Source organism: Plantibacter sp. lyk4-40-MEA-4 (assembly GCF_030209415.1).
Classification (GTDB): Bacteria; Actinomycetota; Actinomycetes; order Actinomycetales; family Microbacteriaceae; genus Plantibacter; species Plantibacter flavus_A.
Genome location: NZ_JARVSA010000002.1, coordinates 506765 through 520392 on the forward strand (window position 1 = coordinate 506765; position 13628 = coordinate 520392).

12 protein-coding genes are annotated in these 13628 nt (G+C 69.0%); all 12 read left to right on the top strand.

The window, feature by feature from the left end; genetic code table 11:
• The first annotated feature begins 81 nt into the window (after positions 1-81).
• The 12 genes from gabT (at position 82) to QRN44_RS04485 (ending at position 13626) form a co-directional block, all read left to right on the top strand.
• Positions 82-1446 (top strand): 4-aminobutyrate--2-oxoglutarate transaminase, encoded by a 1365-nt coding sequence (gabT, locus tag QRN44_RS04430; RefSeq protein WP_285038381.1) that lies wholly within the window; start codon positions 82-84, stop codon positions 1444-1446.
• A 166-nt stretch (positions 1447-1612) separates the two neighbouring features.
• Entirely contained in the window at positions 1613-3079 is a 1467-nt protein-coding gene (locus QRN44_RS04435; protein WP_175116403.1) for an NAD-dependent succinate-semialdehyde dehydrogenase, read from the top strand.
• A 238-nt stretch (positions 3080-3317) separates the two neighbouring features.
• Positions 3318-4676 carry a flavin monoamine oxidase family protein gene (locus QRN44_RS04440; RefSeq protein WP_285038383.1) on the top strand — a complete coding sequence of 453 codons (1359 nt, stop codon included), beginning with the start codon at positions 3318-3320 and terminating at the stop codon, positions 4674-4676.
• 216 nt (positions 4677-4892) lie between these two features.
• A complete protein-coding gene (locus QRN44_RS04445; protein WP_064294184.1) occupies positions 4893-5789 on the top strand; it encodes a universal stress protein in 897 nt (298 codons plus the stop codon).
• Complete coding sequence (locus QRN44_RS04450) at positions 5786-7363, top strand: APC family permease (protein ID WP_079001410.1); 1578 nt, start codon at positions 5786-5788, stop codon at positions 7361-7363. The genes QRN44_RS04445 and QRN44_RS04450 overlap by 4 nt, the downstream gene beginning before the upstream one ends.
• A gap of 105 nt (positions 7364-7468) precedes the next feature.
• Positions 7469-7729 carry a phosphoribosylformylglycinamidine synthase subunit PurS gene (gene purS / locus QRN44_RS04455; protein ID WP_064294182.1) on the top strand — a complete coding sequence of 87 codons (261 nt, stop codon included), beginning with the start codon at positions 7469-7471 and terminating at the stop codon, positions 7727-7729.
• Positions 7726-8427 carry a phosphoribosylformylglycinamidine synthase subunit PurQ gene (gene purQ / locus QRN44_RS04460; protein WP_071262430.1) on the top strand — a complete coding sequence of 234 codons (702 nt, stop codon included), beginning with the start codon at positions 7726-7728 and terminating at the stop codon, positions 8425-8427. Before purS ends, purQ begins: the two co-directional genes overlap by 4 nt.
• A gap of 109 nt (positions 8428-8536) precedes the next feature.
• Positions 8537-9238 carry a FadR/GntR family transcriptional regulator gene (locus QRN44_RS04465; protein WP_285038384.1) on the top strand — a complete coding sequence of 234 codons (702 nt, stop codon included), beginning with the start codon at positions 8537-8539 and terminating at the stop codon, positions 9236-9238.
• A gap of 146 nt (positions 9239-9384) precedes the next feature.
• Positions 9385-10269 carry an NAD(P)-dependent oxidoreductase gene (locus QRN44_RS04470; protein WP_285038385.1) on the top strand — a complete coding sequence of 295 codons (885 nt, stop codon included), beginning with the start codon at positions 9385-9387 and terminating at the stop codon, positions 10267-10269.
• A 47-nt stretch (positions 10270-10316) separates the two neighbouring features.
• Positions 10317-11645 (top strand): MFS transporter, encoded by a 1329-nt coding sequence (locus QRN44_RS04475; RefSeq protein WP_285038386.1) that lies wholly within the window; start codon positions 10317-10319, stop codon positions 11643-11645.
• An 80-nt stretch (positions 11646-11725) separates the two neighbouring features.
• The gene (locus QRN44_RS04480; RefSeq protein ID WP_285038387.1) at positions 11726-12619 is read left to right on the top strand and encodes a transketolase; all 894 of its coding nucleotides are present in this window, start codon (positions 11726-11728) and stop codon (positions 12617-12619) included.
• Positions 12616-13626 carry a transketolase family protein gene (locus tag QRN44_RS04485; protein WP_175116408.1) on the top strand — a complete coding sequence of 337 codons (1011 nt, stop codon included), beginning with the start codon at positions 12616-12618 and terminating at the stop codon, positions 13624-13626. Before QRN44_RS04480 ends, QRN44_RS04485 begins: the two co-directional genes overlap by 4 nt.
• Positions 13627-13628 lie beyond the last annotated feature (2 nt).

The following is a 13628-nucleotide window of genomic DNA, read 5'->3' on the forward strand; positions in this document are numbered from 1 at the left end:
GCGGACCGCTGCCTAGCCTGGTGGCACTGCTCGCGGACGACCTCGGCGCCCCCGCCGGACGCGGCAGCCGAAGGAGTACCGATGACGAGCAGCACCGCAGCCCCCGCACCCTCCATCCTCGGCGGACCCTCGCTCCCCCAGGAACGTCGCCTCGTCACCACCATCCCCGGACCGATCTCCGAGGAACTCATGGCCCGGAAACACGCTGCGGTCGCGTCCGGCGTCGGCACGACGATGCCGGTGTTCGCGGCCGGCGCGGGCGGTGGCGTCCTCGTCGACGTCGACGGCAACTCCCTGATCGACCTCGGGTCCGGCATCGCCGTGACCGGCGTGGGCAACAGCAACCCGCGCGTCGTCGAGGCCGTCACCCGACAGCTGCAGGAGTTCACCCACACCTGCTTCACCATCACCCCCTACGACTCCTACGTCGAGGTCGCCGAGGCGCTCAACCGCCTCACCCCCGGCGACCACGCCAAGCGGACGGCACTGTTCAACTCGGGCGCCGAAGCGGTCGAGAACGCGGTGAAGATCGCCCGCAGCCACACGAAGAAGCAGGCGGTCGTCGCCTTCGACCACGCGTACCACGGCCGCACGAACCTGACGATGGCCCTCACCGCCAAGTCCATGCCCTACAAGAGCGGTTTCGGTCCCTTCGCCTCCGAGGTGTACCGCGCACCGCTGTCCTACCCCTTCCGTGACGGCGGGCTCACCGGCCCCGAAGCGGCGCAGCGCGCGATCACCCAGATCGAGAAGCAGATCGGCGCAGACAACCTCGCGGCGATCATCATCGAACCCATCCAGGGTGAGGGCGGCTTCATCGTCCCGGCGGACGGCTTCCTGCCGGCCCTGCTCGACTGGGCCCGCGCGAACGACGTCGTCTTCATCGCCGACGAGGTGCAGACCGGCTTCGCCCGCACGGGTGCGATGTTCGCGTCCGAGCGCTTCGACATCGTGCCCGACCTCATCATCACCGCCAAGGGCATCGCGGGCGGCCTGCCCCTCTCCGCCGTCACCGGACGCGCGGAGATCATGGACGCCCCGCACGTCGGCGGGCTCGGCGGCACCTACGGTGGCAATCCACTCGCCTGTGTCGCCGCCCTGGCGGCGATCGAAGCGTACGAGGAGGAGGACCTCGCCGCCTCGGCCCGGGCGATCGAAACCCGCATCGTCGACCGCTTCACCGCGGCGCAGACCTCCGACCCCCGCATCGGCGACATCCGCGGGCGCGGCGCCATGATGGCGGTCGAGTTCGTCGACCCGGCCACCGGCGAGCCCGACGCCGCCCTCACGGCACGCGTCGCGAAGGCCTCTCACCAGGCCGGCGTCATCGTCCTGACCTGCGGCACCTACGGCAACGTGGTCCGCTTCCTCCCACCACTGACCATCCCCCTCGAACTGCTCGACGAAGGACTCGACGTCGTCCTCGAGGCGCTCGCCGCGAACTGACACCACACCCGCCGGTCCCGCCCTTCGACAAGCTCAGGAACCGCCTGTCGAAGGGCAGGGACCGAGGCGGCCCCCGCAGCACAACCCCGGACCCTGAGCTTGTCGAGGGGCATGCACGCTGAAACACTGTGACCGACGGCACCGACACCACCAAGGAGCTCCACCCATGACCGACGCACGTGAAACCGATCTGCTCGCCAAGGTCCCGAACGGCCTGTTCATCGGAGGCGTCTGGCGCGACGCGACGGAGGGCGCGACGCTCGACGTGAGCGACCCGTCCACCGGCGACGTCATCAAGACGATCGCGGACGCCTCGGTCGCCGACGGCACCGCGGCCCTCGACGCCGCGGTCGCAGCCCAGGACGAGTGGGCGGCGACCGCTCCCCGCACGCGCTCCAACATCCTCCGGAAGGCCTTCGACCTCCTCCAGGAGCGTCGCGAGGAGTTCGCCCTCCTCATGACGCTCGAGATGGGCAAGCCGCTCGCCGAGGCGAACGGCGAGGTCACCTACGGTGGTGAGTTCCTCCGCTGGTTCTCCGAGGAGGCCGTCCGCATCTCCGGACGCTACGGGTCGAACCCCGAGGGCACCGGCATGATGACCGTCTCGCAGCACCCCGTCGGCCCGTGCTTCCTCATCACCCCGTGGAACTTCCCCCTCGCGATGGCGACCCGCAAGATCGCCCCGGCGCTCGCAGCCGGCTGCACGGTCGTCGTCAAGCCCGCCGAGCTCACCCCGCTCACGACCCTGTACTTCGTGAAGCTGCTCGAGGACGCCGGGCTCCCCGCAGGCGTCGTGAACGTCATCACCACCTCCAGCTCCTCCGCGGTCTCCGGCCCGATCATCGCCGACCCGCGGCTCCGCAAACTGAGCTTCACGGGATCGACGGCCGTCGGTCAGAAGCTCATCGAGCAGTCCGCGAAGAACGTCCTCCGCACCTCGATGGAGCTCGGCGGCAACGCCCCGTTCGTCGTGTTCGAGGACGCCGACCTCGACAAGGCCGTGGAGGGCGCGATGGCCGCCAAGTTCCGCAACATCGGACAGGCGTGCACCGCGGCGAACCGCTTCATCGTCCACCGCGACGTCGCGGAGGAGTTCGCGAAGCGCGTCACCGACAAGGTGAACGCGTTCCGCATCGGTCGTGGCACCGAGGACGGCGTGACGATCGGTCCACTCATCGACGACCGCGCGGTCACGAAGGCGAAGACCCTCGTGGGCGACGCCGTCGAGCGCGGCGCCGAGGTCCTCACCGGCGGCGAGGCCGTCGACGGACCGGGCACCTTCTTCCAGCCGACGGTCGTCACCGGTGTCGTGCCGGGGTCCGACATCCTCCGCGAGGAGATCTTCGGCCCGGTCCTCGCGATCGTGCCGTTCGACGACGAGGATGAGGCCGTGCGGCTCGCGAACGACACCGAGTACGGGCTCGTCTCCTACGTGTTCACCACCGACCTCGCCCGCGGACAGCGCATGATCGGCCGTCTGCAGACCGGCATGATGGGCCTCAACGTGGGCGTCATCTCGAACGCCGCCGCACCGTTCGGTGGTGTCAAGCAGTCGGGCATCGGACGCGAGGGCGGGCTCGAGGGCATCCACGAGTACCTGTACACGAAGTACACCATGACGCCCATCGGCTGATCCACCTCGGTCGGCACAACGGAAACCGTCGTCGATCACCGATCCGACCGGCGACCTCGCCATCCTCGGTTCCATCCGACCGCCGGATCCGCCATACTCGACTATCGGCGCCGGGTCCGAGCACCACCCGAGCACCACCCCGGTCCCGAGCACCACCCCGGTCCCGAGCACCAACCGGCCCCCGAGCACCACCCCGGTCCCTGAGCTTGTCGAAGGGCCACGAACAGGAAGACACCCCATGAGCACCATCGAACGCGACGTCGTCATCATCGGCGCCGGGGCCTCCGGGCTCACGGCCGCCACCAAGCTCCGCGCGGCGGGCCTGTCCGTCGCCGTCCTCGAGGCGCGCGACCGCGTCGGTGGTCGCCTCTGGACGAACCACATCGACGGAGCCATGCTCGAGCTGGGCGGCCAGTGGGTCTCCCCCGACCAGACCGCGCTGCTCGCCACGCTCGAAGAACTCGGGCTCGACACCTACTCCCGCTACCGCGAGGGCGACAGCGTCTACGTCGATGCCGAGGGCGTGCGCACCCGCTTCACGGGCGACATCTTCCCCGTCGCCGAGTCGACCGCAGCGGAGATGGAGCGGCTCATCGCCCTGCTCGACGAGCTCGTGGAGGAGGTCGGCGTCACCGAGCCGTGGGCGCACGCCCGGGCGAAGGAGTACGACCGCATCTCGTGGAGCGCCTGGCTCGCCGAGCAGACGGACGACGTCGAGGCGCGCGACAACATCGCCCTCTTCATCGCCGCTGCGATGCTCACGAAGCCCTCCCACTCCTTCTCGCTCCTGCAGGCGCTCCTCATGGCGGCGTCCGCGGGCAGCTTCACCCACCTCGTCGAGGCCGACTTCATCCTCGACAAGCGCGTCGTCGGCGGCCTGCAGCAGGTCCCGATCAAGCTCGCCGAGGCCCTCGGCGACGACGTCCACCTGTCCTCGCCCGTGCGTCGCCTCGAGTGGTCCGACACCGGCGTCTCGGCAGAGGCGGACAGTGTGACGGTCAACGCGCGGTACGCGATCGTCGCCGTTCCGCCGAACCTCTACTCCCGCATCGACTTCCAGCCGCCGCTGCCGCGCCTCAGCCACCAGATGCACCAGCACATGTCGCTCGGGCTCGTCATCAAGGTCCACGCCGTGTACGAGACGCCGTTCTGGCGCGAGGACGGCCTGTCGGCCACCGCGTTCAGCCCGTACGAGCTCGTCCACGAGGCCTACGACAACACGAACCACGAGGACCCGCGCGGCACGCTCGTCGGGTTCGTCTCGGACGAGCGCGCCGACGAGGTCTTCAAGCTGAGCGCCGAGGAGCGTCGCGAGCGGATCCTCACCTCGCTCTCCCACTACTACGGCGAGCAGGCCCTCTCCCCCGTCGTCTACTACGAGAGCGACTGGGGCAGCGAGGAGTGGACGCGAGGCGCGTACGCGGCGAGCTTCGACCTCGGTGGTCTCTCGCGCTATGGCGCCATGCAGTCGACGCCGGTCGGTCCGATCTTCTGGTCGACGAGCGACCTCGCCGCCGAGGGCTACCAGCACGTTGACGGCGCGATCCGCAAGGGCGCCGACACCGCTGAGGCGATCATCGCCCGCCACCAGGCGTAACGTCTCCGACCTCCTCGGTCCCTGCCCTTCGACAAGCTCAGGAACCGCGTGTCGAAGGGCGCTCCACTCCCCGCCCACCGCCTCCGGTCCCTGAGCACCACTTCCGGTCCCTGAGCTTGTCGAAGGGCCACCCCCGTCGATACCCTGCACCAACGAAACACCCGCACACCGCCGTGCAGTCCGGCACCTTCGCACCCGATCGAAAGCGAACACCAGATGAGATACATCGTTGGCTACACCGATACGCCGGCGGGACGCGACGCGCTCGCGCTCGGCATCCGGATCGCTCGGACCACCGGAGCCCGGCTCGACATCGTCCTCGTGCTCGCCAACGAGGAACGCCCGACGATCACCCCGGCCGATCCCGGGTACGAACGGTTCCTCCGTGAGACGGCCGAACGCTGGCTCGCCGAGGCGCTCGACGCGGTCCCAGCCGACATCACGGCCAAGACGCACCTCGTGTACGACGAGTCGTTCGCCGAGGGCCTCTTGGAGGCCTCCCGCATCCTCGAGGGCGGGCTCATCATCATCGGTGCGGCGCGCGGCGGACTCCTCGGGCGGTTCACGCTCGGCAGCGTCGCGAACACGCTCCTGCACTCGGCGGTCGTCCCGGTCGCCCTCGCTCCGGTCGGCAGCCGCGACCTCCTCGAGGCCCAGCCCACCGGCGGCACGGTCAGCCGGATCACCTGCGCGATCGGCACCCGTGCCGGCGCGCACCAGCTGCTCGACGCGGCCATCGTCGTCGCCAAGAACGCGGTCATCCCGCTCCGGCTGGTCTCGCTCGTCGCGCTCGACCAGCCAGAGGGCGCCGAGCACCCCGAGGCGACCGCCAGGGCCGAGTCGCACGCGGCGGAGGTCCTCGCCTACGCGACCGAGCACCTGCCGAAGGACATCGACGTGACCACCGAGATCGCCTCTGGCACCCGTATCGAGGACGCCGTCTCGAACCTCGAGTGGAAGCCCGCGGAGATCGTGCTCGTCGGCTCCAGCCGACTCGCCACCCCGAAGCATCTCTTCCTCGGCTCCACGGCAGCGAAGATGCTGCGCGAGCTCCCCGTACCCATGGTGGTCGTGCCCCGCGACTCCGTGCTGACCCTCGGAGACCCGACATGACCCCTCCCGAAACCACCCCGCCTCGCGACGTCGCCCACCCCGAGACGACCGCGACGGGCGCCCTCTCCAAGAAGGGCCTCGGCGCCGGCACCGTCGGCCTCATCGGTGCGATCGTCATCGGCATCTCGTGCATCGCCCCGGCGTACACCCTGACCGGCGCCCTCGGTCCGACGGTCGCGGAGGTCGGCACCCACGTGCCTGCCATCTTCCTCGTCGGCTTCATCCCGATGCTGCTCGTCGCCTTCGGCTACCGGGAACTCAACAGCCGCATGCCGGACTCCGGCACCTCGTTCACCTGGGCGACGCGCGCGTTCGGCCCGTGGGTCGGTTGGATGGCCGGTTGGGGCCTCATCGCCGCGACCATCGTGGTGCTCTCGAACCTCGCGGGCATCGCGGTCGACTTCTTCTACCTGATGCTGTCGCAGATCTTCCAGAACCCCGACATCGCCGGCCTCACGTCGAACCCGTTCATCAACGTCATCACCTGTCTGGCGTTCATGCTCGGGGCGACGCTCATCTCCTACCGCGACATGCAGACGACGCAGAAGCTGCAGTACGTGCTCGTGGGCTTCCAGTTGCTCGTGATGGTGCTGTTCGGCATCGTCGCCTTCGCGCACGTGGCGGGCGGTGACGCGTTCGACGCCCTCCCGATCTCGCTCGACTGGTTCAACCCGTTCGCCGTCGGGTCGTTCAGCGCCTTCGCCGCAGGCCTCTCGCTCTCCATCTTCATCTTCTGGGGGTGGGACGTCACGCTGACGATGAGCGAGGAGACGAAGGGGTCGAGCTCGACGCCGGGCAAGGCCGCCACGGCGACCGTCATCATCATCGTCGTCCTCTACCTGTTCCTGTCGGTCGCGCTCATCAACTACGCGGGCGTCGGCGACGGCGAGTTCGGGCTCGGCAACGAGGACATCCAGGGCAACGTGTTCTTCTCGCTCGCGGGGCCCATCCTCGGCCCGCTCGCGATCCTCGTGTCGATCGCGGTGCTGTCGTCCTCGGCCGCCTCGCTGCAGTCGACGTTCGTCTCCCCTGCGCGGACCCTGCTCGCGATGGGACACTACGGCGCGCTGTCGCCGAAGTTCTCAAAGGTGCACCCGAAGTTCTTCACGCCCGGTTACGCGACGATCGTCTCGAGTGTCGTCGCGTCGGTGTTCTACGCGGTCATGCGCTTCATCTCCGAGGACGTGCTCTGGGACACGATCACGACCCTCGGCATGATGATCTGCTTCTACTACGGCCTGACGGCGTTCGCGTGCGTCTGGTACTTCCGGAAGCAGTGGTTCTCGAGCGCACGGAACTTCTTCTTCCAGTTCTTCTCCCCGCTCGTCGGCGGTCTCATCCTGGGCGTGCTCTTCTTCACCACGATCATCGAGAGCGCGGACCCCGACTACGGCAGCGGGTCGAACATCGGCGGTGTCGGGCTCGTGTTCATCCTCGGCATGATCATCATCGTGGCTGGCATCGTCATCATGCTCATCCAGGCGAAGCTCCGACCGGACTTCTTCCGCAACAAGACGCTCGCCCGCGGCATCGCCGGCGACGCGAACGAAGCGGACGCCGCCCTCCCGGAGTGATCCGCTGACCACGACGCGGCGCCGACGCCCCGCCGTCGGACGGGCGTCGTGTGCTCGGCGCTAGACTGTTCGCATCCCCGCCGCGTCGCAACGAAAGAGACCTCCGTGCCGACCATCGTCGTAGAAGTCATGCCGAAAGCCGAACTGCTGGACCCCCAGGGCAAGGCCGTCGCCGGCGCCCTCGCGCGTCTCGGCAAGAGCGAGTTCACCGATGTCCGCATCGGCAAGCGGTTCGAGCTCACGGTCGACGGCCCCATCACCGACGCCACGCGCGCCACGGTGCAGCAGATCGCCGACGACATCCTCTCGAACGCCGTGATCGAGGACGTCGTGGCCATCCACTACCCCGAGGGCTCCGAGGCATGACGACCCGTATCGGTGTCATCACCTTCCCCGGTTCGCTGGACGACCGCGACGCCCAGCGCGCGGTCCGCATGGCGGGCGCCGAGCCCGTCGCGCTCTGGCACGGCGACCACGACCTCCAGGGTGTCGACGCCGTGATCCTGCCCGGTGGCTTCAGCTACGGCGACTACCTCCGCGCCGGAGCGATCGCCGCGGTCTCGCCGATCATGACCGAGCTGAAGGACGCCGCCGGCAAGGGCATGCCGATCCTCGGGATCTGCAACGGCTTCCAGATGCTGGTCGAAGCCCACTTGCTGCCCGGCGGCCTTATCCGGAACGCCCACCAGCAGTTCATCCGTCGCGACCAGCTGCTCACGGTCGAGAACGCCGACACCGCGTGGACGCACCAGTTCTCGAAGGGGCAGGAGATCACCATCCCGCTCAAGAATGCCGACGGCGGTTACATCGCCGACGCCGAGACCCTGGCACGCGTCGAGGGCGAGGGTCTCGTCACGTTCCGCTACGCGGGCGTGAACCCGAACGGTTCGCTCGACGACATCGCCGGCCTCACGAACCCGGCCGGGAACGTCGTCGGACTCATGCCGCACCCCGAGCACGCGATCGAGCCCGGCTTCGGCCCCGACACCCCGGTCGCCATGCGCTCCGGTGTCGACGGTCTCGCCTTCTTCACGAGCGCGGTCCAGGCCCTCCAGGCCGTCTAGCCCGTTCGTTCGCCCATCTTCGGGCGAGGGAGCGTTCGTTCGCCCATCTTCGGGCGAACGAACGCACCGGCTACGATCGAAGCTGGTCGGACCAATCGAGGGGGCGGATGTGGCTGAACCGCTCGAAGCGCTCGTGAGTCGCCTCATCGAGCTGTCCACCCCCGAGCCCGACACGACCGCCAGACGTCTTCCACCTGAGCGAGAGCTCGGCGATGCGCTGGAGATGAGCCGTGGCGCACTCCGCGAGCAGCTCGCGGTCCTCGAACGGCTCGGCTTTCTGTACCGGACGCAGGGACGCGGCACCTACCTGGACGCCCCCGGCGACGACTTCGTCCGGAGCTGGTTCACGATCTCCCGCCAGCTCGGCCATCTGACGGACCAGCAGTTCGCCCGCTCGCGGATGCTCCTCGAGGAGACCGTCGCGGAGGCTGCGGCCAGTCTGGTGACCGATGAACAGATCGCCCTCCTCCGCTCCGACGTCGACCGGATGATCGAGGCAACGCGAGCTGGTGACCACGAGGCCGCCCTCGAAGCGGACGTGACGTTCCACAGCCGCTTGAACGCGATCGTCGACGATCCGATCTTCCGGCTCATGCACGAGGGCTTCAGCCACGTCCTCCGCGAGGCGATCCGCACCAGGCGACTGCAGGCCATCGCCGTCGAGGAGCCCGACGAACACGGCGTCCGCAACACCGACAGCGTCCACTACGCCGTCGTCGACGCCCTCGTCTCCCGCGACCCCGAAGCCGCGCGCCGAGCCATGCACCAGCACTTCGTCGATTGGCTACGGCTCGGCGTCGACGCGCACTGACCCTCGCGGCCCACGCCTGGATGCCGCTGCGGCCTCCCATTGGTCCAACCAATACTTGACAAGCGCGAGAGGGTCGCCATACGATCGTCCCCAGCAGATTGGTTCAACCAATCATCCGCTCACCCCGCGCACCGATGGAGGACGCCATGGCGACGACGCCACAGCCCGCAACCACGCTCACCTTCGTCGGTATCGGCGCGATCGGGCTCCCGATGGCCGCCCAGCTCGCGGCGGCCGGCCACCGCGTCACGGGCGTCGACCCGTTCCCCGCAGCGCACGAGCGCGCCTCCGCCGTCGGCGTCGACGCCGTGTCCTCGATCGCTGAAGCACCCCGGGCCGAGGTCGTCATCGTGATGGTCGCGACGCCGGACCAGCTGTCGACCCTCGTCGACCAGGCGCTCGAGGCCACGGACGTCGCCGGGCAGACCTGGGTGGTCATGAGCACCGTCGGCCCCGCATCCGTCGCCGAGCAGGGCGCCCGCCTCACCGATGCCGGGGCGGCCGTGGTCGATGCACCCGTCACCGGCGGCGTCGCCCGGGCACGCACCGGCGAACTGACCCTCTTCGTGTCCGGCCCCAGCGCGGCGACCGACGCCGTGTCGAGTGTGCTCGCGGCACTCGGGACCGTCCGCATCGTCGGCGACGCCGTCGGCGACGGCCAGGGCATCAAGGTGGTCAACCAGCACCTCTGCGCCGTGCACATCGTCGCCGCAGCCGAGGCGCTCGCCCTCGCCGAGTCGCTCGGCCTCGACCCGGCCACGGTGCTCCCCCTCGTCGAGTCGGGTGCCGCCGCGTCCTGGATGCTCTCCGACCGCGGGCCGCGGATGCTGCAGGGCACCGACGTCGAGGTCACGAGCCAGATCAACATCTTCGTCAAGGACGCGGGGCTCGTGGCCGATGCGGCGAGCGCTGCGGGGGCGTCGACGCCCGTCCTCGACGCCGCCCGCGAGCGGTACCTGGCCGCGGCCGAGGCCGGCCTCGGCACCCGCGACGACTCCCGCGTGATCGAGACCTATCGCCCGAGCGTCTGAGCGACCCCGACCGCACGACCCCGCACCATTCGTTCAAGGAGGAACCCATGGCACACCCCACCCCCGCACCGGCTCCGGTGAAGGACAACCCGATCAAGGTCTCGACGGCCTCGATGATCGGGACGGCCGTCGAGAGCTACGACTTCTTCATCTACGGCACCGCGGCAGCGGCGTATTTCGGGACGGCGTTCTTCCACGCCGAGAACGCCTTCGTCGGCGTCCTGGCCAGCTTCGCCACCCTGGCGATCGGCTTCCTCTTCCGTCCACTGGGCGGGTACCTCGCGGGGCATTTCGGCGACCGCATCGGCCGCAAGACGATCCTCATCTGGGCGCTGTCGATCATGGGGGTCGCGACCTTCCTCATCGGCCTCCTCCCGACCTATGGGACGGTGGGTGTGCTGGCACCGATCCTGCTGATCCTGCTCCGCGCGATCCAGGGCATCGGGTACGGGGCCGAGTGGGGTGGCGCCGTCCTGATGGCGGTCGAACACGCACCGCTCAAGCGCCGGGGCTTTTTCGGCGCGGTCCCGCAGATCGGCATTCCCGCCGGGCTCCTCCTGGCGAACGGTTCATTCCTCCTCAGCGCCGCACTCTTCGAAGGCGACTGGGTGTGGCGGGTACCGTTCCTGTTCTCCATCGTCATGGTCGCCATCGGCCTCTGGATCCGTCTCGGCATCCACGAGTCGCCGGACTTCGAGCAGATGAAGGCGGCCGGAGAGATCCACAAGCGCCCGGCGATCCAGGTCATCAAGCAGGACTGGCGGATCATCCTCCGCATCATGGGTCTGCGGCTCGCCGAGACCGGCGGGTACTACATCACGACGAGCTTCGCCCTGTCGTACGTGGTGCTCGCCGGCATCTCCGACAAGCAGTACGTCCTGTACGGCACGCTCGTCGGCTCGGCGCTCGGCCTCGGAACCCATCTGGCCTACGGCGCGCTCAGTGACCGCATCGGTCGTCGGAACGTCTTCCTGATCGGCTCGATCTTCACGATCCTCTTCGGTGTCCCGATGTTCCTGTTGATCAACACGGGCGCGATCATCATGATCATCGTCGCCGTCACCCTGAGCCTCATCCTCAGTCACGACCCGATCTTCGCGGTCGAGGGGTCGTGGTTCTCCGAGCAGTTCGACCGGAACGTCCGCTCCTCGGGCATCTCGCTCGGCTACAACGGCGCGAGCGTCGTCGCCGGACTGCTGCCCTTCATCGCGACGGCACTGTACGGCTGGATCGGTTGGGTCGGTCCGGCGGTACTCCTCAGCGCGCTGGGCGTCGTCTCCACGCTCTGCGCGCTCACCGCCCGCGAGACCGCGCCGATCAAGACAGGGGAACTGACCGCTGCGGACACCAGCCCGGCCGAACTCGTCCGCCGCTGACCGACCGCCCCACGATCCACCGGGTGGTGTCGGCCGACGGCGACCGACGTCGGCACCATCCGATCCGGAAGGAATCCAGCATGACCTCCACCATCACCGGCACCGCCGGTCAGCCGACGACCCGGTCGTCACGCAGCACCGCGGTCAGGGCGGCCGCACATCGCATCCGCCACCACATCCTCGACATGGGCGAGGTGCAGGGCCAGGGGTACGTCGGCCAGGGCCTCGGGGCCGCCGACATCCTCGCCGTCGCCTACGCGGACCTCCTGCGTCTCCGCCCGTCCGATCCGCAATGGGAGGGTCGCGACCGCTTCCTGCTGTCGACGGGGCACTACGCGATCGGCCTGTACGCCGCACTCGCGGAGGCCGGGGTGATCCCGGTCGAGGAATTGGAGAGCTACGGCTCCGACGACTCGCGCCTGCCGATGTCCGGTATGGCGAGCTACACCCCCGGGATGGAGATCTCCGGCGGTTCCCTCGGCCACGGGCTGGGCGTCGCCGTGGGCATGGCCCTCGGCCTCCGTCTGCAGGGCAACGACGCCCGCGTCGTGAACTTCCTCTCCGACGGTGAGCTCGACGAGGGTTCGACCTGGGAGGCCGCGATGGGCGCGCACCACCACCGTCTCGGCAACCTCCTGGCGTTCGTCGACATGAACGCCCTGCAGGCCGACGGACCGACGGCCGGCGTCCTCGGGATCGAGCCCGCCCACGAGAAATGGGCGTCGTTCGGCTGGTTCACGCAGCGCGTGGACGGCAACGACGTCGACGCGCTCCTCGACGCGGTCGACCGCGCGACCACCGCAGCGGAGGCCCAGGGGGTTCCGGCGGTGATCCTGTGCGACACCCTCGTCGGACGCGGCGTGCCACTGCTCGAGCAGCGGGAGAAGGCGCACTTCATGAAGATCGACGAGCACGAGTGGCAGCTGTGCCGCGACCAACTGACCGCAGGATTCGACGGGACGGACCAGGCATGAGCACCACCACCACGAGCCCCAGGCTCAAGACGTCGGCGATGATCGCGTCGTTCGCCGACCCCGGTCAGCGGACCTCCCCGGCTCCCTTCGGTCGAGCTCTCACCGCCCTCGCCGAGACGGACCCACGCATCGTCGGTCTGTCAGCAGACCTCAGCAAGTACACCGACATGCACGTCTTCGCGAAGGCACACCCGGAGCGGTTCTTCCAGATGGGCATGGCCGAGCAGTTGCTGTACGGCACCGCTGCCGGCCTGGCGGAGACGGGCTTTATCCCGTTCGCCTCGACGTACTCCGTGTTCGCCGCGCGTCGCGCCTACGACTTCATCTGCCTCGACATCGCCGAGCCCAACCTCAACGTCAACGTCGTCGGTGGCCTACCCGGCCTCACGACGGGATACGGACCGAGCCATCAGGCGACCGAGGACATGGCGATCTTCCGGGGGATGCCCAACCTCACCATCGTCGACCCCTGCGACGCCCTTGACATCGAGCAGGCCGTGCCACAACTCGCCGCGCACGAGGGTCCGACCTACCTCCGCCTCCTGCGCGGGAACGTGCCGCTCGTCCTCGACGAGTACGACTACCGCTTCGAACTCGGCAAGGCCGCGGTCCTCCGTCCCGGGAACGACGTCGTGTTCATCTCCAGCGGGCTCATGACGATGCGCGCGCTCCAGGCTGCGGAGGCGTTGGCCGCGCACCGTGTGGACGTCTCCGTCGTCCACACGCCGACCATCAAGCCGTTCGACGAGGCGACCGTCCTCGCCGAGATCGACACCCCGCGCCTCGCCGTGACCCTCGAGAACCACACCGTCGTCGGTGGGCTGTTCGAGACGGTCGCGAGCGCGGTCGTGCGCCGCGGGCTCGGGAAGCGCGTCGTTCCGATCGCCCTGCCCGACGCGTTCCTCGACGCCGGCGCGCTCCCGACCCTCCACGAACGCTACGGTCTCGCGACGAGCGGTATCGTCGAGCGCGTGCTCACCGAACTTCGTCGCGACGACACCGCCTAGGA

Bases quoted from the DNA above. Each gene is read 5' to 3' on its own strand.
- gabT (WP_285038381.1), top strand. From the start codon at position 82: ATGACGAGCAGCACCGCAGCCCCCGCACCCTCCATCCTCGGCGGACCC.
- QRN44_RS04435 (WP_175116403.1), top strand. From the start codon at position 1,613: ATGACCGACGCACGTGAAACCGATCTGCTCGCCAAGGTCCCGAACGGC.
- QRN44_RS04440 (WP_285038383.1), top strand. From the start codon at position 3,318: ATGAGCACCATCGAACGCGACGTCGTCATCATCGGCGCCGGGGCCTCC.
- QRN44_RS04445 (WP_064294184.1), top strand. From the start codon at position 4,893: ATGAGATACATCGTTGGCTACACCGATACGCCGGCGGGACGCGACGCG.
- QRN44_RS04450 (WP_079001410.1), top strand. From the start codon at position 5,786: ATGACCCCTCCCGAAACCACCCCGCCTCGCGACGTCGCCCACCCCGAG.
- purQ (WP_071262430.1), top strand. From the start codon at position 7,726: ATGACGACCCGTATCGGTGTCATCACCTTCCCCGGTTCGCTGGACGAC.
- QRN44_RS04470 (WP_285038385.1), top strand. From the start codon at position 9,385: ATGGCGACGACGCCACAGCCCGCAACCACGCTCACCTTCGTCGGTATC.
- QRN44_RS04475 (WP_285038386.1), top strand. From the start codon at position 10,317: ATGGCACACCCCACCCCCGCACCGGCTCCGGTGAAGGACAACCCGATC.
- QRN44_RS04480 (WP_285038387.1), top strand. From the start codon at position 11,726: ATGACCTCCACCATCACCGGCACCGCCGGTCAGCCGACGACCCGGTCG.
- QRN44_RS04485 (WP_175116408.1), top strand. From the start codon at position 12,616: ATGAGCACCACCACCACGAGCCCCAGGCTCAAGACGTCGGCGATGATC.